The sequence below is a fragment of the Brevibacillus ruminantium genome, from assembly GCF_023746555.1.
In the GTDB taxonomy this organism is placed as follows: Bacteria; Bacillota; Bacilli; order Brevibacillales; family Brevibacillaceae; genus Brevibacillus; species Brevibacillus ruminantium.
This window is the reverse complement of sequence record NZ_CP098755.1, coordinates 1,438,892-1,465,781: the sequence shown is the minus strand read 5'-3', so window position 1 is coordinate 1,465,781 and position 26,890 is coordinate 1,438,892. Positions and strand designations below refer to the sequence as shown.

Below are 26,890 nucleotides of genomic sequence, written 5' to 3'. Positions count from 1 at the left end.
GCGGTCAGAGCTTTGTGCCTGACGCGGAGAAAACGGCTGCCATTCCTCGTTTTCATCGGCATCTTACCGATTTCCGTCTCCTTATAGTATAGGAGTCGCATGAAAAACACAACAAAAGCGGTCAAGACCATGTGGTTGACCGCTTTTACCTTCCTATTTATCTGGCCAATTCGTAAATCGCCTGCGCGTAGATCGCCGTCGCTTTGATCAGATCGTCTACGAGGATGTACTCGTCTCTCTGGTGAGCACTGTCCGGACGTCCGGGAAACAGCGGACCAAAAGCAACGCCTACTTGCAAGGAGCGTCCGTAAGTAGCGCCGCCAATAGCGATAATCCCTGCTTCTTCTCCGGTCTGCTCGGTGTAGACGCGCTGCAGAGTCGTCACCAAGGGATGCTTGGGATCGACTCGGTGAGGGGGCAGATGTTCCACCACTTCCAGCGCGTACGCAGCCTCTGCCAGTCGCTCTTGCAGGATGCGGCTCCACTGTTCAAACGGCAGCGAATGGGGGTAACGGATATTCAGACGGAACACCGCATCTCCCTCGGCCTCATACGCTATCACACCGGTGTTTAGCGTGAGTGGTCCCATCTCTTCATCATCACGGGCGATGCCGAACGCTTCCCCGTAGTGCTGTCGATACAGATAGCGTTCGGTAAACTGGACAAACTGATTGGCTCTTGCGTCCAATCCCAGACTCGCCAGGAAATGAATCAGTTCGGTTCCGGCGTTTACACCTTTGCCCGGGTCCATGCCGTGGACGGAAACACCCTCAGCGCGGAGCAAAACGGAACCGCCCACAAGCTCTGCGCTCCCTCGCAAACCGCTCGCTTGCAGATGAGCCTCGTATTTTTCGATCAGTTCTGCGGCTTCCAACCCCAGAGGCTGCAATCTCGCCTCAGCCTTGTCTGGCACCATGTTCATCCGCAGACCAGAATCGAGCGAGATCAGCTTCGCGGCCGGATTGTCCGCTCCTGGCAAGCCGAGGGCCGCAAATGCCTCATGACGCTGGAACACGGTCAAGTCAGTCAAACCCTTTTCCGCGTAAATCAGCGGAAAATCAGCATCAGGCGTAAAGCCCATGGTCGGCATCTCTTCCGTTCGAAAGTATGTTTTTACACATTGCCAGTTCGATTCCTCATCCGTCCCGAAAATCAGTCTGACCCGCTTTGACAGAGGCAGGCCTGATTCTTTTACCAGCTTGGCGGCAAAAATAGCGGCCATTGTCGGCCCTTTATCGTCGATCGCTCCCCGTGCAATCAGTTTGCCGTCAACGATTTCAGCAGCGAAGGGCGGCGAGCTCCAGCCATCTCCCTCCGGCACCACATCCACGTGACTCAGTACGCCGATCAGTTCCTCGCCAGCTCCAAATTCAGCATGCCCGGCATAGCCGCCCACGTTTTTGACCGTCATTCCTGCCTGCTCGCATTGTCCCAGCACGTAATCGAGTGCTTGCCCGATTCCTTCTCCAAAAGGCATGCCTTCTTTGGCTGTAGAAGGATCAAGCACACTTTTGATGCGCAAAAACTCCTGTGTCGCTGAAATCAGGTCCTCTTTTCTCTTTTCAACTTCTTCCAGCCAATTCATCGTCGTCATCTTTATGCTTCTTCCCTTCTATTATCGTCAAGCCATCGCCCGTTTCCTCGTCATCTACATCCAAATCCAGCTCGACCAGTGAAATCAACGATTCCATCGGTACTTCCTTTGCCGTAAATTCTACCTGTGCTTCCTTGATTTCTTCACGAATATTGTTCATTTCACTGTCCAGCTTGGACGATGCCTTGGCTGCCTCGATCAGCCGCTGCCGGATCGCCGACGGGATAATTCCCTCATACTTATAGTTCAACGAGTGCTCAATCGTTGCCCAAAAGTTCATATTCAGTGTGCGAATCTGAATTTCTACCGGGATGGTTACTTCTCCCAGCGCCGTCATCAAGGGGTATTCTACAGCCAGATGATAGCCTCTGTAGCCGCTCTCTTTCGGCCTGGACACGTAGTCCTTTTCCAGGTAGATGTGCATATCCTTGCGCCTGCGGATCATTTCTACGACTGCCGGGATATCGTCGATAAACTGGCAAATGATGCGGATTCCCGCTATGTCTCTCAGTTCCCAACTGATGTTTTCATCGATCGGAAATTGCAGGCGATTTGCCTTGTTGTATATGCTCGGGATCGATTTGACCCTGCCCGTTACGAACTCGATGGGTGAATGTTCTTTTCTTTTTCTGAGCTCATTGCGGATATTCTTCAGTTTGACTTTAAGCTCTTCTACGGCTTGTTCGAACGGTAGTAGGTATAGTTCCCAGTCCAATTTCTGCATGCTAGTTCCCTCCGGCCCGAAACTCCATCGTCCTTATGATTCAACATTTTGCCTGGGATATCCTTCCCCTTGATGAGAAAAGAGACCCCAGCGGGCCTCTTTTTACGATTTTAGATCCAGACGGAATGCGGCCAGCGACTCCCGCAATGTGTCAGCCAGTGAAGTCAATTGATCTGCCGAGGAGGCGATCATCTCCATGGCTGCGCTCTGCTCTTCCACTGCGGCTGATATACTCTGGACGCCCGCTGCGGCTTCAGTTGATGCTGTCGAAACCTCCTGAGCGACGGCGACGACTTTTTGTGCATCCGGCGCGATTCTGGCGAAGGCGAGGCGAACGCCCTCCATCTCCGCAGAAACGCGCAAAATATTGTTTTCGATGCGCTCAAACAGCTCTCCCGACTGTCTTGCGGTAAGAGATCCGTCCGTGACTGTCCGTCTTCCTTCCTCCATTTTCTCGACAGCAGCCACAATGCTCACCTGGACATCGTGTATCATCCTGACGATCTGCTGCGCAGCTTCATTGCTTCCCTCAGCCAGCTTGCGAACCTCGTTGGCGACGACGGCAAACCCCCTGCCGTGCTCTCCCGCCCTGGCTGCTTCGATACTGGCATTGAGCGCCAACAGATTGGTCTGACTGGCGATCTCTGTAATCGCTCCGATGATTTGGGAAATTTCCCGCGATCGCAGCTCCAAACCGTGAATCACCTGTGTGGTCGCTTCAACGGCGCTTTGGATGCGATCCATGCTGCTCACAACGGCTTCAATCGCCTCACGTCCCGCTTCCGCATGGGTGCGCATCTCTCGCGAGGAAATCGCGACCTGTTCGACGTTTCCTGTCACACCTGTAACCGCTTTCGTCAAATCTTCGGCCAAAAGAACGGTATGACCCAACTGGTCCACCTGCTGATCGGCAGTAGTCGCCACCTGATCCACAACCTGAACGATCTGCTGGCTGGAAGATGCGATTTCCCCCGTATTCCCATGAATCTCACGCACAGACTCGGTAACCGAGTGAGAAGCATGCTGCACCTGGACCAAAATATCATGCAATTGTGCCCGCATGGCAAACAGGGATCGGGCAAGCTCTCCCAGCTCATCCTTTCGCTTCAAAAGAGCGGGCGGCACCATACAGGTGAAATCTCCCTGGCCAATTCTTCTGGCTACCTCCAGCATGCCTGCAAACGAGCGGCGAAGCCAGGCAGCAGTGGCTGATGCAGTAATGACGATGAGAATCAATACGATTCCATTAAACAACAGGATGCCTTTTAAAATCTTGTTGGGACCAGCCATGATTTCGGCCATGTCCATCTCTGCCAAGATCGCCCACGTCAGCTTGCCCACTTTGACCTGGTCATAGGATACCAGCACTTGTTCACCGCGATAGTCAACCGCTTGCTGTGTACCGGTTGGCTCTTTCGAGAACAGGACCTTCTCTGACACATCTGTCTCGACCCGCTGCTGCAGCAGGGTGGACACTCCGCTCTCGTGGTCTAGGGCAGTCCTCATCAGCTTGTCAATCCCGATCAGGTATACTTTGCCTGTGGCGCCCAGCCCTTCTCTCCTGTTCAACTGGCGGGAGATGTAATCAAGCGGCACCTCGGCAGCCAAATGTCCGATGACCGTTCCTTTATCGAATACAGGAACCGACATAAAAAGGGAAGGTTCTTCGCCGGAAGGCTCATATCTGTTGACGTCGGACAGTTCCAAACTAAGCCCTTTTGCCGCCTTTGCTACCGTTAAGCCCAAGATCGAGCCGCTGTACGGACCATCGACCAGATTGGTGCCAAAATCAGACTGACGTTTGGTCTCGAAAATGATATCCCCTTTTTCGTTCAGCAGATAGGCATTGGCAAAGCCGTAGCGGGCTACCTCCATTTTCAACTCTTTTCCCCTGTCTTGTTCAACCTCCTGATAGGAGCTAGACTCTGGCCCTTCTTGCCAGACCGTGCCAAAGATCGGGATTGCTTCGATGACAGCGCCGGATGCAGCTAAGGTTTCCAAATTTTTCGAACGTTCACGAAAATAATTTTCCACCTGCTCTTTATTGCTATTCCGAAGTGCCTCCAAAGTGGCGGCACTACCCTCCAACAGTTCTCGTTTTGTCTGAGAATAGGAGAATACCCCTGCTGCCGTTAGCGGTACAATCCCTGCGAGCAATAAAGCAATCAGCATCCGAGCCCCTAGTTTCATTGTCTTGCCCCCTTCTCTCATTACCTGTTATATTCTTTACAAAATTATGAGAACTAAGAACATAGTACCAGAAAAGCAAGAAGAGAGGGACTCCCTTTTTCCTAAATGAGGAATCGATAGCACATAAAGGGTCTTAAGGCCAAAAGAAAGCCGGCCTTCCTGACAGAGAGGGAACCGGCTTATCTTATCCTCAGATTTCGCGGATCATGGCGATCTCATCACACATGGGCAGTTTCGAACAGTTGATGCAATCCTTCCACACTTTTTGCGGGAGCGCTTCTTTGGCAACCACCTTGAAGCCGCATTTTTCAAAGAATTCCTTTTGATACGTAAGCGACAAGGTTCGCTTGATGCCCAAACCGCGGCATTGATCGACCAGATAGAGAACCAATTGCTTGCCTACCCCCAGCCCCTTTGTCCCCTCGGCGATCGCCAGAGAACGAATTTCGGCAAGGTCCTCCCATAAAATATGCAGCCCGGCGACACCGACTACTTTTTCCCCGTCATGCGCCACAATAAATGATTGCAGATGTTCGCAAACCGATAATTTTGTTCGCGGCAGCATCAGTCCCTGCTGTGCATAATGATTAATAATCTCCAGCATCTGATCGACATCTGACATAGTCGCCTGGCGCACAGCCAACGCACTTGATACGCTCATTTCCTCTCCTCCACACCCAGCTCTCCAAGCCACTTGTAATGTAATATTTATTCAATATGATATATAAATATACATTCACCAGCGTGATAAGTCCATCCTTTTTTCGCCCTTCTTTTTCGTTTTTTTGGCGATCATCCTTTTTTTTGACGGAATCAGTTGTGCTATAATCTACAATAACAAAAAAGGAGGTGTCTTCCTTTTGACGACACGCAGAGAACGAAAGAAGCGGGAAACAAGAGAAAAGATCTTTAATTCCGCCATCAAACTCTTTAAGCAGCACGGGTTTGAAGCCACCACGATTGACATGATCTCGGAAGAAGCGGATGTTGCCCGCGGGACGATTTTTCTTCATTTCACGTCAAAGGAAGCAATTCTCGCCAATTGGGGATATGAGCGGCTGCACGAGATTGAAGAACGCCGGGAAGAGTGGGACTTCGGAGACAGCTGTAAACAAAAGGTGCTGCGCATCTACAAAATCATGAACGAAGTAAATATTCAGAACTACGACTTCATCAAGGTTCTGGTCGAGTCTTCCATGAAGCACAGAAAAATCCTGGAGAACGAGAAAAACGTCTATTACGAGCTCCGTCAGTTGTTTGCGGACCTGATCGAAGAAGCCCAGGAAAGAGGACGGCTGAAAACCCGCTTTAATCCGCTGGTTGCTGCCAACATGCTGGAAAACATCTATTATAATGCCCTTTATGATTGGGTCCGAAACGAGGGAGCTTGGGCACTTGAAGAAATCATGGAAGAGAAGGTTTCCATCGTATTTGAAGGACTGGACGCCGATTAATTTTCAGCGTTCAGCCCTTCCAACAGAGATGCTGTCTCTATTAATCCTCTATTTCTATAATGCCGGAATACATACCTTGACACACGTTCCTTTTCCCGGATCACTCTGGAATTCCAGCTTCCCCCCCATCGCTTCCACAATTCTGCAGGTAACCATCAATCCGAGGCCGGTTCCTTTTTCCTTCGTCGAGTAGAAGGGAAAGCCTACCTGTTCAATCTGGGATACAGTCATTCCTTCCCCCTGATCCCGGATCATCACCACCACGTATCCCCTGCTCTGTTTGGCCTCAATCTCCAGGATTCCTCCCTGCTTCATTGATTCGATTCCGTTCTTCATCAGGTTTAAAAGAGCCTGCTTGATCCGTACACTATTTCCATAGACGTAAAGCCCCGATTCGGTCGTTACCCTCAGCTCGACCTTTTTCATCAAGGCATAGGAGGTGATTAACGCAGTAACGTCCGTCACCGTTTCGGCCATCCCTACTTTTGACGGCACATCGGCCTGAGGCTTGGCCAAGCTGAGATAATCCGAAATGATAAATTCTGCCCGGTCCAGTTCACCAAGCACGAGCTTGAAATACGCTTCATTCTTTGTATGGGCTTCTTCTCGCAGCAGTTGAATAAAGCCCCTGACCACAGTCAGCGGATTCCGCACCTCATGAGCGACACTGGCGGCCAATTCACTGATCAACTTCAGTTTTTCCGAGCGGATCAGTTGCGACCGGATAAAAAAGGATTCGCGGATAAATTCAATCAAATAGACGTAGAGGATGGAAGCCAGAACCGCAACCAGGGAGAAATGCAGAAGAGTCCAGACATTGTGCAGGATGATATCCGTCGGATCACCATTGGAATAGAAAACCATCGCGATTCCCAATGCCAGGGCCAGTTGGTTCAGGCATGCGATCAACAGGATAAACGTCAGTTTTTTGCGTTGGGAAAGTCCTTCCCACCGGCTCATGATCATAAACAGGGGAGGCCCGTATATCGCAAAATTAAAGAAGGCGACGAGAACCCCTTCTCCCCCGATGTAAACGCGATACAACAACATGACCGCAGAGGTAATGATTCCCGGGAGCGTCCCTCCATAGAGAATCGCACCCATCACAGGAATAGAACGAAGGTCATACTGCAAATCACCATTTACCTGAATGGGAAAGCTCATACAGAAGAGAACCGTCATGGAGCTGAGAAAGGTAAGCAAAATGGCTCCGCGCGAATGATCTGCTGACATTCTGTCCAACCAAATGCTCTTGTACAATACAGCCGGCACCAAAATGATAAGCAATTGCAACAGGATATCCTTCACAATCAGCATGGCGGAACCTCAATCCATTCATAATTTTTCGACTTTTTCCTCCAAGCATATCATCTCCTTTTACAGAGTTGAAGGAAAGTTTTCCAAAGCGCACATCCGATCAAGGTTTTCCTTGCGGAGACAGGGACATTTCCCTATGATGATGAAGATAGCCTGTTTGACCTTGGAGGTAAGAACATACACATGCGAAATGGTATCAAACGTGAGGATATTGAGCTTCTGGCACCCGCAGGAAACTGGGACTGCCTGAAGGCTGCTGTCGCCAATGGTGCAAACGCCGTTTTTTTTGGTGTAGAAAAGTTTAACGCACGAGCAAGAGCCGAGAACTTCCAAATGGCAGAACTGCCGGAGATTATGGCATTTTTGCACTTGTATGGAGTCAAAGGCTTTTTGACTTTTAACATTTTGGTTTTTGAAGATGAACTGAATGATGCCCGTGAACTGGTGGAAGCTTGCATAGAGGCCGGGGTGGACGCCCTGATTGTTCAGGACCTCGGTCTGGTCAAACTGATTCGGGAGATTTCACCCGATTTTCCGATTCACGGCTCTACCCAAATGACGATTACCTCCCCGGAAGCGGTTGATTTTACCAAGCCGTTCGCGATTGAGCGCGTCGTGCTGGGGCGGGAGAACTCCTTAAAGGAAATCAAAGTCATTGGGGAAAAAGCGAAGCTTCCCATGGAGGTATTCGTTCATGGCGCACTCTGTGTCTCCTATTCCGGTCAATGCCTCACGTCAGAGATGTGGGGAGGACGTTCGGCGAATCGCGGGGAGTGTGCACAAGCCTGTCGTTTGCCGTACGATCTGATCGTTGACGGTGTTGAGCGGGAGATGGGCAACATCGCCTACCTGCTCTCTCCCAAAGATTTGGCGGCGATTGAACTGGTGCCCGAGCTGATCGAAGCGGGCGTCACTTCTTTTAAAATCGAAGGCCGCCTCAAATCTCCAGAATACGTGGCCAACGTAGTGAGCAAATACCGCGCAGCCATCGACCGCTATTTTGCCGGACAGGATGTAAAGCCGAGCGAACAGGATATCCGGGAGCTGCAGCAGAGCTTCTCTCGCGGATTTACAACCGGTTTTTTGGAAGGGACCAACAACAAAAAGCTGTTGGACGGCACCTTTCCGAAAAGCCGCGGGGTCTTTCTAGGGACGGTAAAAAAAGTATTGAAGCACGCTGTGCTGGTAGAGCTGAACTCTCCCCTGAAACGTGGAGACGGCATTGTCTTTGATGCCGGGGACCCGACTCAGAAGGAAGAAGGCGGACGCGTCTACGACCTGCTCCAACGCGGTCAAAAGGTAGAAGGCGAAGTGAAGAGCGGCCTCTACGAGATCGTCATGGGGCGAAATGACGTCAAGCTTCAAAAGATCCATGTCGGGGACCGTGTGTGGAAAACAAGCGATCCCGAGCTGGATAAACGCCTCCGCAAGACCTTTGAAACAGAGAAACCGTACCAGACCTTCCCGCTTGCTGTGCATGTCAGCGGTCAACTGGGCGAAAAGCTGAGCGTCACATGGGTTGATAAGCGGGCCAGCAACGCCGTCAGCAACCAATCGGACATCTCGCTGGAGAAAGCACTGAAACGCCCCCTGACCGCTGAATTGCTGCACGAACAGTTGGGGCGCTTGGGCGGAACGGTTTACCATCTGAACGCAGGCGATCTGACTGTCCAGCTTGAAGATGAACTGATCCTGCCTGTCAGCGAGTTGAACCGGATGCGCCGGGAAGCCGTGGAGCAACTTCTTTTCCTGCGATCCAAACCGCCTGTTTATCAAAAGTATAACGCCAATGTTCTGGAAGAAGTGAAGTCGCCACAAACGGTAGAAAAACCGCAGCTGACCGCCCTTTGCCGCTCGCTGGCCCAGGTGGAAGCCGCAGCGCAGACAGACGTCGATTTCCTCTACGCCGACTTTGAATTCGTCAAGCAGTATCCAGATGCGGTTAAGCTGGCTCATCGCTATGGCAAAAAGATTGCAATTGCTACGATGCGGATTCACATGCCGGACGAGAACGGTGTCCTCGCCTTGATCGCCCGAAGCAAGCCTGATGCCATTCTGGTGAGAAATACGGGCGCTCTCTACTATTACATGGCGCGCAGACATGAGCTGGACATCCCGTTGATCGGTGACTTCTCGCTGAATATTGCCAACCACAAGGCGGTTGAGCTGTTTCTCGATTGCGGACTGGAATGGGTCACCCCATCCTACGATTTGAACATTCAGCAGATGGTCGATCTCCTGGAAAAGACCGATGCTTCGAAACTGGAAGTGGTCATCCACCAGCATATGCCGATGTTCCACACCGAACACTGTGTATACTGCACGTTTCTCAGTCCCGGTACAGACCATACCAACTGCGGGACACCGTGTGAAACCTCTCGCGTCTCACTTCGCGACAGGGTAGGCTTTTCCCATCCTGTACGCGTCGACACCGGCTGCCGCAACACGGTGTACAATGCGATTGACCAGTCTGGTGCTGAGTATCTGAGTGAATTCAAAAAATTGGGCGTCGGAAGCTACCGGATTGAATTTCTGGAAGAGGAGCCTGAGCGCGTCCAGGAAGTGATCCGCTTGTACCGCCAGGCACTTCGCGGCGAAGTCAGCGGAACGCATGTATGGCGCTCGCTGAAAGCCACCAACCAATTGGGAGTTACCCGCGGCCAACTGATCAAATAGAGAGGGGAATCAACCATGGCAGATTTGACCCAGCCCACAGCAGAAAACCTGGCGACGATCGTCGAAGGCATCAAGGCCAAGCTGAATATGGCCAACACTGCAGTCATGAGACCAGAGGATTTCGATCTTGAGCACTACGAGGATCTGTTGTATCTGTACAACATGGTGCAGAAGAAAGCGAATTTCAGCATTAATGAAATGACCGCCATTGTCGAAGAATTGGGCGGGATGAGAAAGCAGTCCTGATTGGCGGCTCTAACTCTATAACCAATTTCATGCCAAAAATGGGAAGCAGCGCGGCTCCTCGGAGGGAACAGCGCTGCTTCTTGTTTTACACTTCAGTCTCTCGCTTAATGATTGACAATCCCGGCGCGCGCTTCGACCTTTTCCTCCGGTTCAGACAGCTTGCACCCTTCTTTCCAAAGCAGGTAGCGAATACTGTCCACCAGCGCTTCCCAGCTCGCCTCAATCACATTGGTAGAGACGCCAACCGTACTCCATTTTTCCCCGTTGCGGCCGGACTCGATCAGCACACGCACTTTTGCTGCGGTTGCACCGCTTTCATCCAGTACGCGCACTTTGTAATCCGTGAGCTGCATCTCGGCCAGGCAGGGAAAATGCGTTTCCAATGCTTTGCGCAGCGCATTGTCGAGGGCATTGACCGGACCGTTTCCTTCGGCGGCGGTGTGAACCAGTTGCCCGTTTACTTGCAGCTTGACCGTGGCTTCCGAGAGTATGGAACGATCTGCCGACTTCTCCATCAGGATTTTAAACGAATCCAGCGTGAACAGCTGTTCCAGCTTGCCGCCTGCAGCGAGCAGCATCAGCGAAAGCGATGCCTCCGCACCCTCGTATTGATATCCCTGGAATTCGCGCTCTTTGATTCGCTGTATGATTTCCCGTGCCTCCTGTTTGTCCAGCTCCACGTTGATATCCAGCTCGTCAGTCTTGGCGAGCAGATTACTCTGGCCGGAGAGCTCGGAGACCAGAACGCGACGCTTGTTTCCAATAAGCTCTGGCTCAATATGTTCATAGGTTTTCGGGTCTTTCAGCACGGCACTGACGTGTATGCCACCCTTATGGGCAAATGCGCTGTTGCCGACAAAAGGCTGGTTATTGGGCATCGCCATATTGCATACTTCAGCCACAAAGCGTGAGAGCTTTGTCAGCTGCTGCAATTGCTCCGGTTCTACACAAGAATAGCCCAGCTTGAGCTGCAGATTGGGGATTACCGAGACCAGGTTGACATTGCCGCAGCGCTCTCCGATGCCGTTTGTCGTCCCCTGAACCTGCTCAGCACCTGCCTGAACAGCGGCAATGGCATTGGCTACCGCCAGCTCACAGTCGTTATGCGGATGGATGCCCAGCTTCACCTGCAGGCTCCCTTTTACTGTTTTTACGATCTCATAGACCTCATGCGGCAGTGTGCCGCCGTTGGTATCGCACAGGACGATCCAGTCGGCACCAGCCGACTCCGCTGCCTCCAGTACACGCAGGGCGTACACCGGATTCGCTTTGTATCCGTCGAAAAAATGCTCGGCCAAAAACAATACCGTCAGGCCCTGTGATTTGAGAAAACGGACAGAATCAGACACCATCCGAATGTTCTCGTCCAAGGTGGTTTTGAGCGCATCAGTCACATGCAAATCCCATGATTTCCCGAAAATCGCCACTGCTTTTACGCCGCTCTCCAACAGCGCCCGCAGGTTCTCATCATCGGCTGCCGCCACCAGAGGACGACAGGTGCTGCCAAAAGCGGTGATGGTCGCGTTCTGCAGCTTGACCTCTTTCATCCGCTCAAAAAAGGCCATATCCTTTGGATTGCTTCCTGGCCAGCCACCTTCAATGAAGTCAATGCCAAACTGATCCAGGCGAAGGGCAATTTTCACCTTGTCCTCCACTGACAAGCTGACTCCTTCTCCCTGAGTCCCGTCCCGGAGAGTCGTGTCATACAAGCATACGTTTGGTTTCATTTTTTCTCCACCCCATGCGTTTTCCGCTTTTTAATTTTTCAGAATGTTCGATGTATTTCATGCTTTGACGCTTCCCAGTATACCATAGCCCAGAGGGAAAGAAAACGTTCTGTTTTCACGAGAAGTTCTTATGTACATTCCGTATGGACAAAAACTGCCGTCTGTTTCAATGCTGCCTCCAGTTGGGGACTTGTTCCGGCAAAAGGATGACGAGTGTTAAAGGTGTGATCTCCCTCCTCAATCCAGTGGAGCTGCCCATTTTTTGCCGCTTCGGCCAGTCTTTTTGCCCCTGCAACCAATCTGTCAAAATCCTTGGTTCCCTGTATCAAGCAAAGGGGCTGCGGCATGTCGCGCACTTTGACTAGCAAATCGTATGCCTCCCGGTTCTGATCAACGTCGTCAATCACTGTCTGGGTGATGGGCATCTGCTGTCCTGTCCTTGCGTTTGGAATATAGCCTACTCCATTTTCTGCGATCGCTTGCCGAAGTTTGCTGTCAAACAGGTTGACGTCCGCTACTCCATTCCAGGTAATGATTCCTTTGATCAGCGGATTGGCAGCACCAAAGAGAATCACATCGCCTCCGCCTTTGCTATGTCCAAGCAAAAACAGCTTATGCCGATCAAAAGAATCCGCAAACGGATTGTCTTCCCGGATGAGCCAGTTGGTCAAAGCATTCAGGTCAGCAAGTTCACGAGCATATGTATTCCGTCCGAATTTTTCAAGTTCATCAAATTCAGTCATACTCTCTCCTACACCGTTGCAGGAAAAATTAAACCGCAAAACAGCAATTCCCTGTTCCGCCAGCCAGTCAGCCGCGAAGGGAAAGCTGCCCCAATCCTTGAATCCCTTAAAGCCGTGACAAAACAGCAACAGCGGCTGGTGCGGATTTTTTTCACGTGCGTGAAAGTCTCCTCGTATCACCAGGTCTTCTTCTAGCGGCAATCGAAATGATTTCATCATCGCAAGATACACCTCCAAAGCTTTTGTCTCTATTATGCGCCGATTCTTCCCCGAATTGAAGCCCGCATGTCTATTGGTTCGTACTTCTACCCCTTGGCCCAAGATCGCTGTCCATACGGGCGAGTCTCTCCTGTGCCCAGATGACGCCCGTACAGGCTGCGATGACTTTTATTATTTCTCCACGGGAAGATCCTGTTTGAGCAGATATAGGGCGTATTCCAAAGGTCTGCGGACAGCCATCTGATAGCGCTCGAACTGTCCCAGTTTGCGGAAAATATCCCGTCCCGGCTTTGGATTCATTTCGATAAACCAAACGCGACCAGTAGTGTCGATGCCAAGATCAAAACCGAATTCCATCATCGGGCCAAATTGTTTTTCGAGTATTTCCACCGTAGTCATAGCAAGCTCTTTGCATTGATGGATGATCATTTCTGCCAGCTTGGTCCCAAAACGTTCAGCCAGAAAGCCCCCTGCTGGCAACGCGTGTCCACCGCTATGCAGATTGGAAGTAGACGAATGAACAGGTCCCACACGCATGCCCATTCCGGTCATGCGCCATGTTCCACCCCCGTCCTTTTGCACCAGTAATCGGGCATCCACCGTCCGACCTGGCAGCAGGCTTAAATCCAGTCCCTGTTGCAGAAAAAATTGTTCTCCCCCCTGCTTCTCTCGCTCTACCCACTGTCTGACCCGCTTCATCACTGCACCCATACTGGAGAGACTCTCTTGCCTTCGTGCCATTTTTTTGGGCCTTCCATACAGTAAGAAGCGGTCTCCTTTTCTCTCCACGCGAAGAATACTTCTTCCGCCTGAGCCGTTGGTCGGTTTCACGTACAGGATTGGATATCGATTCAGCATCTCTTCAAAACTTTTCTGACTGAAGCCTACGGTTTCTGGCAGCCATTGCGACAGCGCAGGTTCTTGCTGCAGCAACTGGTGAATGCGAAATTTGTTGGCGAATCGGTTATTTGCAAAAGTAAACAAGTTCCCCCCTCGAATCGGCAAGTAATGTTTATGCTTTTTGAGCGGATAGTAACGGTAGTGATCAATTACGATATCGGGCCACTCCCGCCACTTACATGTCCATCTTTCCGCCAAAGGTTCAAAGCCATTGATCCGTTGCAGGACCAGGTCGATATCTTGAGGGGAAAAGACATACACTTCGACTCCCAGCGCCTTTCCCTCCTTAACAAGCCGACGCAAAAATTCCGGCTCTGCAAACCCTCTGCTTCCCCGGTACGTTAAGATCCCGATTCGTCTGTCCACGTGTGGCAACACCCACTTTCCTCAAGATCTTCTTCAACAGTTTATGTACTTGCATGAGAAAAAGCGCCATATCCACACTGGGACAGACGCCTTTTCTATCAGGGGTACATTTATTTATGCTTTCGTTCATAGAGGGCAAACGTATGCGGCACGGGATTTTTCTCGTCGACCATCCCCTCTTTTTTCCAGACGAGCTGAAAAGCTTGGGGGTCCCACTCGGGAAAAAACGTATCCCCCTCGGTTTCGATGTCAATCTCCGTGATGTAGAGGCGATCAGCCTCTTCCAAAAACTGGCGGTACAATTCAGCGCCGCCGAAGATAATGATATCTCCCAAAGCCAGGATCTCCTCTTTGGAGTGAACGACCTCCACTCCCTCCGGAGCAAAATCCCTGCTTCTCGTCAGTACCACATTTCTCCGGTTGGGCAGCGGGCGACCGATCGATTCAAACGTTTTCCGGCCCATCACAATTGTTTTTCCCGTCGTAAGTTCTTTGACATGCTTCAGATCATTTGGCAGATGCCAAGGCATGACCCCGTCCTTCCCGATCACCCGGTTGCGCGTGTGCGCGACGAGCAGGCTGATCATACGGACACCTCCCCTTTGATGTGCGGATGTGCCTCGTAGTTGACGATCTCGATATCATCAAAGGTGAAATCAAAAATGGACTGTACAGCAGGATTGAGCTTCAGTTGCGGCAGCGGTTTTGGTTCACGTGTCAATTGCTCCTTTACCTGCTCGAGGTGATTGAGGTAGAGATGAGCATCCCCGATCGTATGGACAAAATCCCCTGGCGCAAGTCCCGTGACGTGGGCTACCATCTGCGTCAACAATGCGTAGCTGGCAATGTTGAACGGCACGCCCAAGAATGTGTCCGCACTCCGCTGATACAGCTGGCAAGAGAGCTTTCCTTCAGCCACGTAAAACTGAAATAGAAGATGACAAGGAGGCAACGCCATTTTATGCAGCTCAGCCGGATGCCAGGCACTCACAATCAGGCGGCGAGAATCGGGATTGCGCTTGATCTCATCGACGACCCACTGAATCTGATCGACGGCCACCCCATCCGGCCCGGCAAACGAGCGCCACTGCTTTCCATACACAGGACCCAGCTCGCCATTTTCATCAGCCCACTCATTCCAGATGCGAACGCCGTTCTCTTGCAGATAACGCACGTTGGTATCGCCTTTTAAAAACCACAGCAATTCGTGGATGATTGATTTCGTATGCAGCTTTTTCGTCGTGACCAGCGGGAACCCCTCACTCAGGTCAAATCTCATCTGATGACCAAATACACTAATCGTCCCGGTACCCGTACGATCATGCTTTGTCACACCTTCCGCCATAATTCGGCGGCACAGATCCAAGTATTGCTTCATGCTTGTAACCCCCTACCGTTTCCTACCCATCTATAGTAAACCAATCTGCCTGCTTTGGGGACAAGTTTCTTTGTTTTTTAGCCAGATGCAAAAACCGGGAATCCCTCCACACAAGGAAGCTGGATGCTCCGATACAAATAAAAAAGCCGGCTGTTCCCGAAAGAACATCCGGTCTCATGTTGGTCAGTTTGAATTTATCCGTTGGTCAGACGGGTGACATTGGCAGCTTGAAAACCCCGCTGCCCGTTTACGATGTCAAATGTAACCATCTCGCCTTCTTCCAGATTGCGGTAGCCGCTTCCGTTGATGGCGGAGAAATGTACAAATACATCCGGTCCTCCATCCCGCTCGATAAATCCGTACCCTTTTTCCTTGCTGAACCATTTCACTTTCCCTTGCATGTTTGCTTCCTCCCTGTCATCAGAACAGCATTGCTGCATACCACATCCTATGCCGATTCGAGAAAAGTGGAGACTAGGGAGCTGTGTTCTTTTTCATTTTCTTTAAAATTTTCATTTCTGTGACGCTCCACGCAAGCCCTGTCCGCTTTTGCAAGGTAAACAGCAGGTTCCCGTCGTGAATCGCTTTGATCGTGTTGTCGGTTCCGTATTCAACAGTATGAAAAGAAACACCAACCTGCGCCTCGTTCTGGGTCCGGGAAAGCTGTTTGATTTCGACCACGGGACTATCCAGGTGCTGGTCACTTGCGTATTGAAAAAAAGCGCGTACGGTCTCGATATCTTCCTGTGGCAGATCAAGCTCTTGCCCGGTGCCGGTCTGAACCTTTTCGATCATGTCTTGAACGATGCGCTCCGGCGACTGGTACGCTTGGGCCACCGCCAGCCAGATGATCAGAAACAAAGGCAGCGCGACCAAAAGCGGGATTTTCTTTTGACGCATATCGGCTCTCCTTCCTCGCCGCTCAGGGATGATTCCGTCCTGGAAGCAGTGATAATTCCCAGCGCTCTTCTATCAGCTCTTGACCGGATAACGTTTGCGTCTTGGTCTCCTTTAGCCTGAAGCCATGTTTTTCGTACAGCCGTCTGGCCTCTTTCAAATCGGTGTTGGTCCAGAGAATCACGGTTTGATAGCTTGCCTTTTTGCAAAAATCGATAGCTTGCCAAATCAGCTTGCTTCCATAGCCGTTTCCTCTGACTTTCGGATCGACGAGAAATAAGCGAAGCTGTGCGACCTGTTCATCCACTTTGGTAATCCCGACAGCCCCCCTGGGCTGACCATCCCTCTCCAAAATCCAGATGTGCTCTTTGGAATAGTCTGAGCGCTGCATGAATTCGGAAATGCTGCGCTCGATAAAAGCTCGAAAGGACAAATCGTACTGGTACTCCCTGTTATAGATTTCGTAGTGGGAATCAATGATGTAAGAGGCATCTTCTTTTTGAAAGGAACGTATCATCGTCTCACCCGATTTCTGATCTTTTACTGTTACCGTATCACTTTTGCCAGATGATTTCAAAATGCTCGTCATTTCGTCAGGTTTTGAAAGTGCTTGCCTGGATCGGGAGCAGTAAAAGTAATTTATTTGATTGCTGTGCATGATAAGGAAGAAGAGATTGTCAGCCAGCAAATAAATGAGGAGTGCTCGATCGTATGAACACGCAGTTACTTACTTCCCTTGTGATTTACATGCTGGGCATGCTGCTTATCGGCTATTTTGCCTATAAACGCACTTCCACGCTAACGGACTACATGCTCGGCGGACGTACACTGGGACCTGCTGTGACCGCACTGAGCGCCGGGGCTTCCGACATGAGCGGCTGGCTCATGATGGGGCTTCCGGGAGCCATGTTTGCACAGGGGCTCAGCGCTTCCTGGATCGCCATCGGGCTCACGCTTGGCGCGTATGCCAACTGGTTGTACGTTGCCCCTCGCCTCCGCATCTATACGGAGGTGGCCAATAATTCGATAACCATCCCGGCCTTTCTGGAAAACCGTTTTGGAGATACCTCCCGCTTGCTACGCCTGGTATCCGGGCTTGTCATCATGATCTTTTTTACCTTTTACGTCTCCTCCGGTCTCGTCTCCGGAGGTGTCCTTTTCGAAAATACCTTTCACATCCCCTATCAGACAGGCCTTTGGATTATCGCTTTGGTGGTAGTCGCCTATACGCTGTTTGGCGGCTTTCTGGCTGTGAGCTGGACGGATTTTGTACAGGGTCTGATCATGTTTATTGCCCTGGTGCTCGTGCCACTCGTGACGCTCATGCATGTCGGGGGATTCGGTCCGGCCTTCGGTGAAATCCGCTCGATCAATCCGGCCTTGCTGGATATTTTCAGAGGTACGAGCGTGCTCGGAATCATCTCTTTGTTCGCCTGGGGACTGGGCTATTTTGGACAACCTCATATCATCGTCCGCTTTATGGCTATCTCCTCCGTGAAAGAAATCAGAAAGGCTCGGGCCATCGGAATGGGCTGGATGATCTTTTCCATTCTGGGCGCCATGTTCACTGGACTGATCGGTATCGCCTTCTACTCCAAACAGGGGTGGACGCTAAAAGACCCGGAGACGGTCTTTATCGAGCTGGGGAAAATTCTCTTTCACCCCTTCATCACAGGATTTCTCCTGGCGGCGATCCTGGCAGCGATTATGAGTACCATCTCCTCCCAGCTCCTGGTCACCTCTAGTTCGCTGACCGAAGATGTGTACAGAACGTTTTTCCGGCGATCGGCTTCCGATCAGGAGCAGATTTTTGTCGGGCGGCTTTCTGTCCTGATCGTCTCGCTCATCGCCCTGTCACTTGCCTATACCAAAAGCGATACCATCCTGGCTCTCGTCGGCTATGCCTGGGCCGGCTTCGGCTCTTCCTTTGGACCGCTGATTCTGCTCAGCCTCTACTGGCGCCGAATGAATAAATGGGGCGCCTTGGCTGGAATGCTGGCGGGAGCCGTCACTGTCATTCTCTGGACCCGGTCCGATACGCTGAAAAATCTTCTGTATGAAATGGTTCCCGGCTTTGCTGTCAGTCTTCTCGCCGTCGTGCTGGTCAGTCTGCTGACGCAAAAACCTGACCGGGAAATCATCCAGCAGTTCGACCGTTTTGCAAAAGGCAGAGAATAAACGGCGAGGCTGCCTCTTTGTCCTTTGACTTGGAGGCAGCCTCGTTCATGATGCACAGCGGGAAAACGCACTATTTACGAGCTTTTTCCGGTTGTTTCTGCTATCTTTGGAAACCAGGCGCTGGCCAGCCGTTTGATCCCCTCTTCGATATCTTCGAGCTGCATTCCCCCAAACCCGATGATCATGCGCGGATACAGAGGAGGCCGGGTAGAGAACCAGCTACGGGAGGTCGGATAGACACGCACATCTTGCTTTCGGGCCGCTTCCATCAGCTCCTGCTCCGTTAACTTTGTCTGAATCTCCAGGAGAATATGCAGGCCGGCTGAATGCCCCAACACAACTGCCTCTGGAGGCATATGCCTTTTGATTGCACCCAATAGCAGGGTATGTTTTTTCTGATAGAGGGTGCGCATCTTGCGGATATGCTTCTCCCAGTAGCCCTTCTCCATAAACAGCTGCATGGCCCTCTGCTGCAGTCTGGGAACCGGGGAGGGATAAGCTTGAAATGATTCCAGATAGCACTTGAAAAGCGCAGGGGGAAGCACAAGATAATCCATGCGTACCGCTGGAGAAAAGGCTTTGGAAAAGTTGCCGATGTAGACGACCGAGCCCTCCTGATCCATTCCCTGCAGGGAGGGCGTCGGCTTTGCGTTGTACCGAAACTCGCCGTCGTAATCATTTTCGATGATGATCCCGCCTGTTTTTCGGGCCCATTGCAAAAGCCGGATACGCTTGGAAACGGGCATGACCATGCCGTGCGGATACTGGTGTGCGGGAGTCAGGTAGACGAGTCGTGCCTGGCTTTTTTCCAAGGCTTCAATCGACAGGCCGTCTTCTTCCAGCGGGATGGGCGCGATCTGGTAGCCGTGATGCTGAAATACCACTCTGGCATCTGCATATCCCGGGTCTTCCACCGCTGCGATGGCATGTGAATCCCGCAGCATCAGACAAAGGAAGCTCAACGCCTGTTGTAATCCGGTCCCGACGATGATTTGTTCTGGTTCACAGGAAAGCGTTCGCGCCCTGCGAAGGTAGCGCGCCAGCTCCACCCGCAGCTCCCACTCCCCTTGATCATCGCCGTAAAAGGCGAAATCATTCGCGAATCTATCCATGGCGTCTAGCAAACAGGAACGCCAGAGAGCATAGGGAAAATGGCTCGTATCGACCACAGAACCGTGAAAATTGTAACGACTGGAAAGATGCTCGCCCTTGTTTCGCTTAATCGGCACAGGGAGATCGATTTCCTTTGTCGAGTTCGTATCTTTTGAATCCATCCACTCTTCCATCTCGGCAGCAAAAAAACCGCTTCGCTCTCTGCTGATGAGGAACCCTTCTGCTACGAGCTGTTGATAGGCAGCCTCCACGGTAATTCGGCTCACCCCGGCCAATGCCGCCATTTGACGGATCGAAGGAAGCCTGCTGCCCGCCGGGATTTGACCGGAGACGATGTCCCGGCTGAGAATCCCATACAACTGCTGATAGAGCGGCGATTCGCTTTGTCCATCGAGAATCGGTGTGATATTCATGACAGAGAAATCTCCTTCCTTTTGAAAGTAACTGCCCCTATAACTTTTTTGGTTTTTGGCCCTATTGATATAGCCAGTGATTCGGTACAGTTAGTCTATCAGAAGATTGATTCAGGAGGAATACAGGAATGGACGTTGCACTTCGTGGACAAAAGGTACTGCTGCGGGATATGCGTGAAGAGGATTTGGATACCTTGTATTATTGGATGTATGAAGCAGAGGATCGCGAGCATCTCAACTGGAACGGACCCTACAAGCCACTCGACCCTTTGACAAAAGAAGAATTCCGCCAGCTTCCCCGGTACCAGGAGGAGCTTTCGGTGGTAGGGACAACGCTTCCTCGGCATAGCCTGATCATTGAAATCGACGGAGAGATAAAAGGCTCGGTAGGACGCTACTGGATCTCAGAGGTGACCAACTGGTTTGAGATCGGTATTGTCATCTACGATTCCCGCTACTGGTCCAACGGCTACGGCAGCGAAGCCTTCCAGATGTGGATCGACTATCTTTTCACCCATATGGACACTGTACGGCTCGGGATTGGCACCTGGTCGGGCAACGAGCGGATGATCAAGCTGGCGCTGCGCTGCGGGATGATGGAAGAAGCGCGTGTGCGAAAAGCGCGGATTGTCCGCGGAGAGTATTACGATGCGATCAAGATGGGGATTCTGCGAGAGGAATGGGAAGCACGAAAAAACGCTCAGGACTAATTCTCCTGAGCGTTTTCTCCTATTTGCTTTCTTCCGTGCCGGTATGCGCTTCGATTCGTCCCAGTTTGCTGCTGAGCTCATCGAGATCCAAGTCCAGATCGAGGGCTGCAAAAATACCGGTGAAATAGGCCTCTACCTGATCAGCGACACGGCTCCGCTCCTCGGCTACAATCTCAGACAGCAGCGAAGAAAACTGTTCACCCAGCTCCGCGCTTCCCGTTTGGAGATAGGCAGAAACAGGGTCCTGCAGCCGTTTTTCCAGATCTTCGCGCAGCTTGGCTTTGCCATCCTGCTCAAAAAAGTCTTTCGTGTTGCGGAAGTGAGCGAGTGATGGCTGTAGCGCATTCGGTGCCAAGGGAAGCTCATCCGCAAAGGACAGCGTGTCCACCTGACGCGGCTGATAAGGGGCCAGCGTCAAGCCCGTGGCGTATTTCTGTACGTCCTGCTGCCACTGTTGAACCAGTTCTTTACCTTGCTTGTGCAAAAATTTCTCCAATCGCAGGGTCGTCGCGCGCAGCTCCTGTGCCAGATCATAGCAAATGGACCGCAGCAAGTCGGCGAGACATCCCTGGAGCGCTTGCTTGATGTTGCGCCCATCTTCGATCAATACAGCCGGGTTAAAGGCCACGTTGACCAATTCTGTAAAGCGGAAAAACAGGCGCTGCTTTACGTAATACACCAGCTCTTCCCGCTCCTTCTGCAGGTCGCGCTCCGCAGAAGCGATCGACAAGGCTTCTACGGCTGCCAAAGCGGCTTCACGTGCCTGTGCGGCAGCTTGTCTGCGGGCATCCCGTTCGGTTTCATCAGCCTGCGCCATGCGAATGATTTCAGACAGGGTGCTGTGTGCCCGGCGGATTTCCCCCATCGCCGCGTTGACCGCGATTTGGGTCAGCTCCTCCAGGGTAAAACGAAGGAATTCCTGCTCGAACAAAGCCATCCCGGACAAGCGGAATGCGTCTTCGGCAGGTGCCAGCGGTGCTCCTTCCTCTGTCCCTGTTCGTTGGCGGTACAATTTTTCAGCCGATGCGTTCAGCTTCCCAGCCTCGTGCATGCGGGCCAGCAAGGCCGTTTGGCTGGAGACCGGATAAATCCGCGGATGACGAATCCCGCAGGAGAGCAGATTTTTTTCGACGTGGGTGATAACTCCGGCCAGCTCTTCCTCAGAAGCGGCTAGATCAGCTGCGTTGACGAGGAAGAACATTTTATCCATGTCAAAGGTATCCTTCACGCGTCCCATTTGCAGCAAAAACTCGTGATCGGCCTGGGAGAAGGCGTGGTTGTAGTAGGTGACGAACAGCACCGCATCAGCATTTTTCATATACTCGAAAGCAACGCCGGTATGGCGGGCGTTGATCGAGTCCGCTCCTGGCGTATCCACCAGCACGATCCCCTGATCCGTCAGCGGACAAGCGTAAAACAGTTCGATGTATTCGGCAAAGCATGCTTTTTCTTCCTTGGCTACAAAGCCTTTGAACGCCTTCATGTCGACGATCAGCTCACCGCCCAGATGAGCGGACATCTCGCCGAGACCTTTGGTGACCGCTTTCAAAAAGGTGTAGTGCGGCTTGGCGGTCGGTGGGATGGCAGAAATATCGATTTTTCCAAGCGCGCTCAGCGCCTCTTCCAGCGTGCTGGCCGCAAGTCCAAATACGGCCAATGAACGAATGACATCCTGCTCGACAGACTCACGTGACTTCAACACGACGCGAACCGTGCCATGCGGTTGTGTATCGGTCGGAGGCATGATTTTATTGATCGCCGCCGTCGTCGGATTGGGTGACACCGGCAGGACCAAGTCACCCATCAAGGCGTTGGCGAACGAAGATTTTCCGGCACTGAAGGCGCCAAACAGCGCCACGGTAAAGCGGTTGGCTTGCAGCCGCTCAGCCCGCTCCTGCATCGCCTGGGCCTGGGCTTGCATCCCGGGTACAGACTGAATCTCTTTGCTCACCTGCAGCAGGTGTTCCGCTGCGGAAGTCAGTTTCTCTTTCAGTTGATTCATAATGTCCGTTTACGCTCCTTCACGCAAAATCGCTTGCAGGCGCTCTCCTGCTGCCTGTTCTGTCTTTGCCAACTGCTGCAATTGCGCATGGATCTGCGCCAGCTCGCGAAGCACGCGGAGCCGCTCTTGCAGCTGTGCACCTTCCACCTCAGTCTTCCGTTTCAGCATGGAGACCACTTGCTCAATCAAGCCCATCCCGGCACGCCGGTACTCCGCTTTGATTCCGTTAGACAAGTCGGAACAGTAATTCATCACATACTCTCTCGTACTCGCCCCGTCTTTTACCCGGGAGGCGAGAAAATCAGCGTTCATTTCGATCTTCGTAGCGTAGACCGCCGTATGATAAGCGTCGTCGCGCAGCTCGAATTTCTCCGGAAATTTACTCAGCAGTTCCTTGAAGTGAAAATCGAGATTGCCTTCTGTTTTTTCCCGCAAGTCTGCCAGCAGCGCTTCCAGTCTTCTCTGCCGCTCTTCTTCTGTCTTTTTACCAGCAAAAAACAGCCCCATCTTAAAGCCCGGCTTGCGGCTCTCCAGGTATTGCTCAGCCGCTTCGTTTGTGCTGTAGTAAGTCAGACGCGCATTGTCTAAGAGCACGCCCAGCTCTTTTTCCATGTGCTTGCGCGCCTGATCGACGCGGCCGGTCAGTTCGCTCGCGGCTGCTTCGGCGGCTTGCAGAGCCTCTGTGACCTGCCTGCCATCGTGGCTGTCGATATCAGCTGCGTGCAGACCATCAAGCTCGTTTTCCAGGCCTTGACGCTTCTCGGCATTTTCTCTTTTCAGCACCAGCACATGTTCTTCGATCAGATGCTCAGCCGCATCTCTTACGGTTTTACTGACCAACTGCTCGCGGTTATCGATCAATTGTGTCAACATGCTGCGAAACGCTTCATACTGATTTTCCTCATGATCGGGCTCGGCCAGGGACGTATAGAAAATACCGTCCGGCACGATGTTCCATGTCGCGAAAGCCTCTTCCACGCTCTCTTTGTAGCTGTCAAAATCCAGCTCAAAGTCGATGTGCTTATCAATCATATTTACAACCAGATAGACTGGTTTCCCGCGGTCTTTCAATGTCTTCGTAAAATTGAAGTTTTCCTCGGCCTGCACGTGATTGTAGTCCATCATGTAGATGACTACGTCGGCCAAGTGCAAGGCTGACTCTGTCGCGATCTTGTGAGCTGCATCTGTCGAGTCGATCCCCGGGGTATCGAGCAGGCTGGCTTGCTCATGCAAGAGGGTCCCCGGATAGGAGACCTCCACCCACTCTACCGTATCGCCATCCACCGCGAATTGCTTGAGCTTTTCCATCTCCGTGTCAGGGTCAAATGTCAGCACACCGTTGTGATGTGTATAAACGCGGGCAGCTTTTTCGCCGCCGCGGATTTTGACAACATTGGCACTTGTCGGAATCGGGTTGGAGGGCAGCAGATTGACCCCCAACAAGGTATTGATCATGGTTGATTTTCCGGCCGAAAAGTGTCCGCAAAATGCGATATTCAACTCCACCTCGCGCGTTTTTGCCGCAAGCTGGAGCAATTTTCCCGGAGTCACCTCGTCCTTTTCTTTCTCCATGGACGACGCCATTTGTTCCAATCGATCAGCAAGCAGGGCAAAATCTGTTGCCCGCTCCATGATGTGGGTTTGCACCAGTACCATCCTCTCCATCTCCTACTCTACCATGCCGAATGTACCATACCTCCCTGCGTTGATCAATTCTTTTACGCGAAGTTTGGCGTGGAATTCTTTGTATAGGGAGGGTCGTTTAGCTAAACGTAAGACGATTGGTTCTGATTTTCATCGAAAGGACAATTCCCAGAATCACAAAGTTCGTAAGCAAAGAGGTTCCCCCATAGGACACAAACGGCAAGGTGATTCCGGTAACAGGCATCATATCAAGATTCATTCCGACATTCTCGATGATTTGAAACGTAAACATGCCAATCACGCCCGTAATAAAGCATGTGGAGAAATAATCCTCTGATTGAACGGCAATCGCGGTCAGCCGATACAAGAGAAAAAAGAAGAGGGTCAACAAGAAACTGGCGCCGAGAAACCCTAACTCTTCCCCAATCGCCGAGAAGATAAAATCGGTCCACTGCTCCGGAACCCAGTTTCCCTGCGTGGCAGTGCCGCTGACTATCCCCCGCCCCATCAATTGGCCGGAACCAATCGCCATTTTTGCCTGCAAGACTTGATAGCTTGCTCCTGCTTTATCAATTTCTGAATCCAAAAACGTAATGATCCGTTCCTTTTGATGATTCATAAAAGGGAGCTTCTCGACAAATTCGATCGACTGCTCGGTAAAAGCTGTTTTCGCAATAAAAATCGCGGAGATTAGCACGGCCACACTGACTAGATACACCAACAGTTGTTTCCGGCTTAAAAATAAAATCATCATGGCTCCGGTGATCCCCAAAAGAGTGAGCGCTTGTCCCAAATGAGGCTGTTTCAAAATCAAAACAAAGGGAACCAGGTTGATCCCGAGAATGACGAAAAGATGCTTCCAGCCAAATGACTCGTTTTTTTGCCTGGCTCTCGTCATAAAATCAGAGATAGTTAAGATCACAAAAATCTTGGTCAGCTCCGATGGCTGAAATTGGAAGCCGCCGGGCAGTGTGATCCAGCATTGTGCCCCGTTTTTGGCTGGGTAAAAAAATACGCATATCAGCAAACAAATGCAAAGAAAGTATCCTATATATGAAAGGAGCCCTTTTAGGATTCGGTGATCGAGGAAGGCAAAAGCAATCATAGAAACGACGGAAATGATCTGCCAGACGATTTGCTTTTGATACCAATCTTCCATACCGTTTCGGTTAACGGTGGTCGAATAGATAGCGAGGGTTGAGAGGATAGACAAGGCCAATACAGAAAAAATCAGAACAAAATCTACCCGCAAAAACATTTTTCGAGAGAACATCAAACACCACCACTTTTCAACGAGAATCCATCAATCCAGCTTCGAAAATCATGACTCCACAGGAAATGCTACGATGTAACTTGATAATAATAGCATAGGATAACCTCGCAATTTAACCCCTGAAATCTCCGTTTTTCTCCCTAATTTATGCGAAATCGCTCGATTCCGCGCAAATGGGAAAATCCCTCGCTTATGACAGCCCAGCCCTCAGCCTTTCCAAAAAGGTTTCCAACACGATTGACTGTCGGCGGTTTTCATTATAAGCGTATGAAAAATACCGTTTCAAATGGTTCTGCGGAATTGCTCTGTACACAAGCTCTCCCCTCGCTGCTTCACGCTCCACGGCCAACCGGGAGAGAAATGATACGCCCTCTCCCAGCATGGCCATCTGTTTGATTGCCTCCAGAGAATCCAGCTCCATCCGCGGCATCAGCTCCACCCCATTGGCTTGTGCCCACTGGAGCGTGATTGCTCGCGTGCTTGATTCCGGACTGTGGAAGAGAAAGGGCACCTCGGCCAGCATGTTCGCCGTAAGCTCCTTTTGTCGGGCAAACGGGTGGGAGGGAGAGAAGATCACGACCATCTCATCCTCGCACAGTGTCTCTGCAACGAGCGCCTCCATGTGAAAAGGCTCGGAAGAAAACACCCCCAGATCAATTTCATGATTGATCAGCATGTCCTTGATGACGGGCGCCGTCTTGACGGACAAAGAGATGGATAGATTGGGAAACGAAGCTGAAAAGCTGCTGATGATGCCGGGCAGGATGTACGTACCCGGCACGTAGCTGGCGCCGATTTTGAGCTGCCCTTTTTTGAGACTCTGAAACTCCTGGACGACCCGTTCTGCTTCTGAGGCGAGCGCGTTGATTTTCACGGCATAATGACAGAGGGCCTCGCCTGCTTCTGTCAAATACATTTTCCCCGAACGCGCTTCAAAGAGCTGTACGCCAAGCTCCCGCTCCAGGCTTTTCATATGAAAGGTTACGGTTGGCTGTTTGAGACCCAGCCGGTCTGCGACAGCCGTGATCTTTTTGTGCCGACCGATCAGCTCTACGATTTGCATTTTCAACAGACTGATGTTCATGCGATCATTCCCTCCACCGTTTCATCGATTCCCTGCGTGGCC

The 26,890-nt window shown here is 51.5% G+C and carries 23 protein-coding genes; 5 read left to right on the top strand and 18 right to left on the bottom strand.

The genetic code is table 11. The features are described 5' to 3' along the window. Positions 1–157: 157 nt before the first annotated feature. The 4 genes from pepV to NDK47_RS07075 all read right to left on the bottom strand — a co-directional run bounded on the left by pepV (position 158) and on the right by NDK47_RS07075 (position 5,169). Positions 158–1,594 (bottom strand): dipeptidase PepV, encoded by a 1,437-nt coding sequence (gene pepV / locus NDK47_RS07090; protein WP_251874153.1) that lies wholly within the window; start codon positions 1,592–1,594, stop codon positions 158–160. After that, positions 1,563–2,318, bottom strand: coding sequence for a GTP pyrophosphokinase (locus NDK47_RS07085; RefSeq protein ID WP_251874152.1), 756 nt, complete (start codon positions 2,316–2,318; stop codon positions 1,563–1,565). Before NDK47_RS07085 ends, pepV begins: the two co-directional genes overlap by 32 nt. A 102-nt stretch (positions 2,319–2,420) precedes the next feature. Continuing rightward, complete coding sequence (locus NDK47_RS07080; protein WP_251874151.1) at positions 2,421–4,508, bottom strand: methyl-accepting chemotaxis protein; 2,088 nt, start codon at positions 4,506–4,508, stop codon at positions 2,421–2,423. 190 nt (positions 4,509–4,698) lie between these two features. Continuing rightward, complete coding sequence (locus tag NDK47_RS07075; RefSeq protein ID WP_251874150.1) at positions 4,699–5,169, bottom strand: N-acetyltransferase; 471 nt, start codon at positions 5,167–5,169, stop codon at positions 4,699–4,701. Between the two features lie 199 nt (positions 5,170–5,368). On the opposite strand from NDK47_RS07075, the gene NDK47_RS07070 reads away from it, so the two are divergent. Continuing rightward, positions 5,369–5,962, top strand: coding sequence for a TetR/AcrR family transcriptional regulator (locus tag NDK47_RS07070; RefSeq protein ID WP_251874149.1), 594 nt, complete (start codon positions 5,369–5,371; stop codon positions 5,960–5,962). Positions 5,963–6,016: 54 nt separating this feature from the next. Here NDK47_RS07070 and NDK47_RS07065 read toward each other — a convergent pair whose 3' ends face one another. After that, positions 6,017–7,279: an ATP-binding protein gene (locus NDK47_RS07065; RefSeq protein WP_251874148.1), complete on the bottom strand. Its 1,263-nt coding sequence runs from the start codon at positions 7,277–7,279 to the stop codon at positions 6,017–6,019. Between the two features lie 183 nt (positions 7,280–7,462). On the opposite strand from NDK47_RS07065, the gene NDK47_RS07060 reads away from it, so the two are divergent. Continuing rightward, positions 7,463–9,955, top strand: coding sequence for a U32 family peptidase (locus NDK47_RS07060; protein WP_251874147.1), 2,493 nt, complete (start codon positions 7,463–7,465; stop codon positions 9,953–9,955). A gap of 15 nt (positions 9,956–9,970) precedes the next feature. Beyond that, positions 9,971–10,201 (top strand): DUF1128 domain-containing protein, encoded by a 231-nt coding sequence (locus NDK47_RS07055; protein ID WP_251874146.1) that lies wholly within the window; start codon positions 9,971–9,973, stop codon positions 10,199–10,201. Positions 10,202–10,305: 104 nt separating this feature from the next. On the opposite strand, the gene cimA is transcribed toward NDK47_RS07055, so the two are convergent. From cimA to NDK47_RS07015, 8 genes are all read right to left on the bottom strand, one after another. Beyond that, positions 10,306–11,928 (bottom strand): citramalate synthase, encoded by a 1,623-nt coding sequence (gene cimA / locus NDK47_RS07050; RefSeq protein ID WP_251874145.1) that lies wholly within the window; start codon positions 11,926–11,928, stop codon positions 10,306–10,308. 128 nt (positions 11,929–12,056) lie between these two features. After that, the gene (locus NDK47_RS07045; RefSeq protein WP_251874144.1) at positions 12,057–12,890 is read right to left on the bottom strand and encodes an alpha/beta hydrolase; all 834 of its coding nucleotides are present in this window, start codon (positions 12,888–12,890) and stop codon (positions 12,057–12,059) included. 171 nt (positions 12,891–13,061) lie between these two features. Further along, positions 13,062–14,156 (bottom strand): YheC/YheD family endospore coat-associated protein, encoded by a 1,095-nt coding sequence (locus tag NDK47_RS07040; protein ID WP_251874143.1) that lies wholly within the window; start codon positions 14,154–14,156, stop codon positions 13,062–13,064. 110 nt (positions 14,157–14,266) lie between these two features. Then, a complete protein-coding gene (locus tag NDK47_RS07035) occupies positions 14,267–14,743 on the bottom strand; it encodes a dihydrofolate reductase (RefSeq protein WP_251874142.1) in 477 nt (158 codons plus the stop codon). After that, entirely contained in the window at positions 14,740–15,534 is a 795-nt protein-coding gene (locus NDK47_RS07030) for a thymidylate synthase (protein WP_251874141.1), read from the bottom strand. The genes NDK47_RS07035 and NDK47_RS07030 overlap by 4 nt, the downstream gene beginning before the upstream one ends. A 194-nt stretch (positions 15,535–15,728) precedes the next feature. After that, positions 15,729–15,935, bottom strand: coding sequence for a cold shock domain-containing protein (locus NDK47_RS07025; RefSeq protein ID WP_251874140.1), 207 nt, complete (start codon positions 15,933–15,935; stop codon positions 15,729–15,731). 73 nt (positions 15,936–16,008) lie between these two features. Next, on the bottom strand, positions 16,009–16,434 hold the full coding sequence (locus NDK47_RS07020; protein WP_251874139.1) for a hypothetical protein: 426 nt from the start codon (positions 16,432–16,434) through the stop codon (positions 16,009–16,011). Positions 16,435–16,456: 22 nt separating this feature from the next. Further along, positions 16,457–16,948: a GNAT family N-acetyltransferase gene (locus NDK47_RS07015; protein WP_251874138.1), complete on the bottom strand. Its 492-nt coding sequence runs from the start codon at positions 16,946–16,948 to the stop codon at positions 16,457–16,459. Between the two features lie 194 nt (positions 16,949–17,142). Between NDK47_RS07015 and putP the strand changes: the two genes are divergently transcribed. Further along, positions 17,143–18,609 (top strand): sodium/proline symporter PutP, encoded by a 1,467-nt coding sequence (gene putP / locus NDK47_RS07010; RefSeq protein ID WP_251874137.1) that lies wholly within the window; start codon positions 17,143–17,145, stop codon positions 18,607–18,609. 74 nt (positions 18,610–18,683) lie between these two features. On the opposite strand, the gene pdxR is transcribed toward putP, so the two are convergent. Then, complete coding sequence (pdxR, locus tag NDK47_RS07005; RefSeq protein ID WP_251874136.1) at positions 18,684–20,135, bottom strand: MocR-like pyridoxine biosynthesis transcription factor PdxR; 1,452 nt, start codon at positions 20,133–20,135, stop codon at positions 18,684–18,686. A 128-nt stretch (positions 20,136–20,263) separates the two neighbouring features. Here pdxR and NDK47_RS07000 point away from each other — a divergent pair, with 128 nt between their 5' ends. Continuing rightward, positions 20,264–20,845 carry a GNAT family N-acetyltransferase gene (locus tag NDK47_RS07000; RefSeq protein ID WP_251874135.1) on the top strand — a complete coding sequence of 194 codons (582 nt, stop codon included), beginning with the start codon at positions 20,264–20,266 and terminating at the stop codon, positions 20,843–20,845. Positions 20,846–20,864: 19 nt separating this feature from the next. Here the strand turns inward: NDK47_RS07000 and NDK47_RS06995 are convergent, their stop codons facing one another. The 4 genes from NDK47_RS06995 to NDK47_RS06980 all read right to left on the bottom strand — a co-directional run bounded on the left by NDK47_RS06995 (position 20,865) and on the right by NDK47_RS06980 (position 26,848). Then, positions 20,865–22,847, bottom strand: a complete 1,983-nt coding sequence (locus NDK47_RS06995; RefSeq protein ID WP_251874134.1) for a dynamin family protein — start codon at positions 22,845–22,847, stop codon at positions 20,865–20,867. 9 nt (positions 22,848–22,856) lie between these two features. After that, the gene (locus NDK47_RS06990; RefSeq protein WP_251874133.1) at positions 22,857–24,503 is read right to left on the bottom strand and encodes a dynamin family protein; all 1,647 of its coding nucleotides are present in this window, start codon (positions 24,501–24,503) and stop codon (positions 22,857–22,859) included. Between the two features lie 106 nt (positions 24,504–24,609). After that, complete coding sequence (rodA, locus tag NDK47_RS06985; RefSeq protein ID WP_251874132.1) at positions 24,610–25,764, bottom strand: rod shape-determining protein RodA; 1,155 nt, start codon at positions 25,762–25,764, stop codon at positions 24,610–24,612. Positions 25,765–25,954: 190 nt separating this feature from the next. Further along, entirely contained in the window at positions 25,955–26,848 is an 894-nt protein-coding gene (locus tag NDK47_RS06980) for a LysR family transcriptional regulator (RefSeq protein ID WP_251874131.1), read from the bottom strand. Positions 26,849–26,890 lie beyond the last annotated feature (42 nt).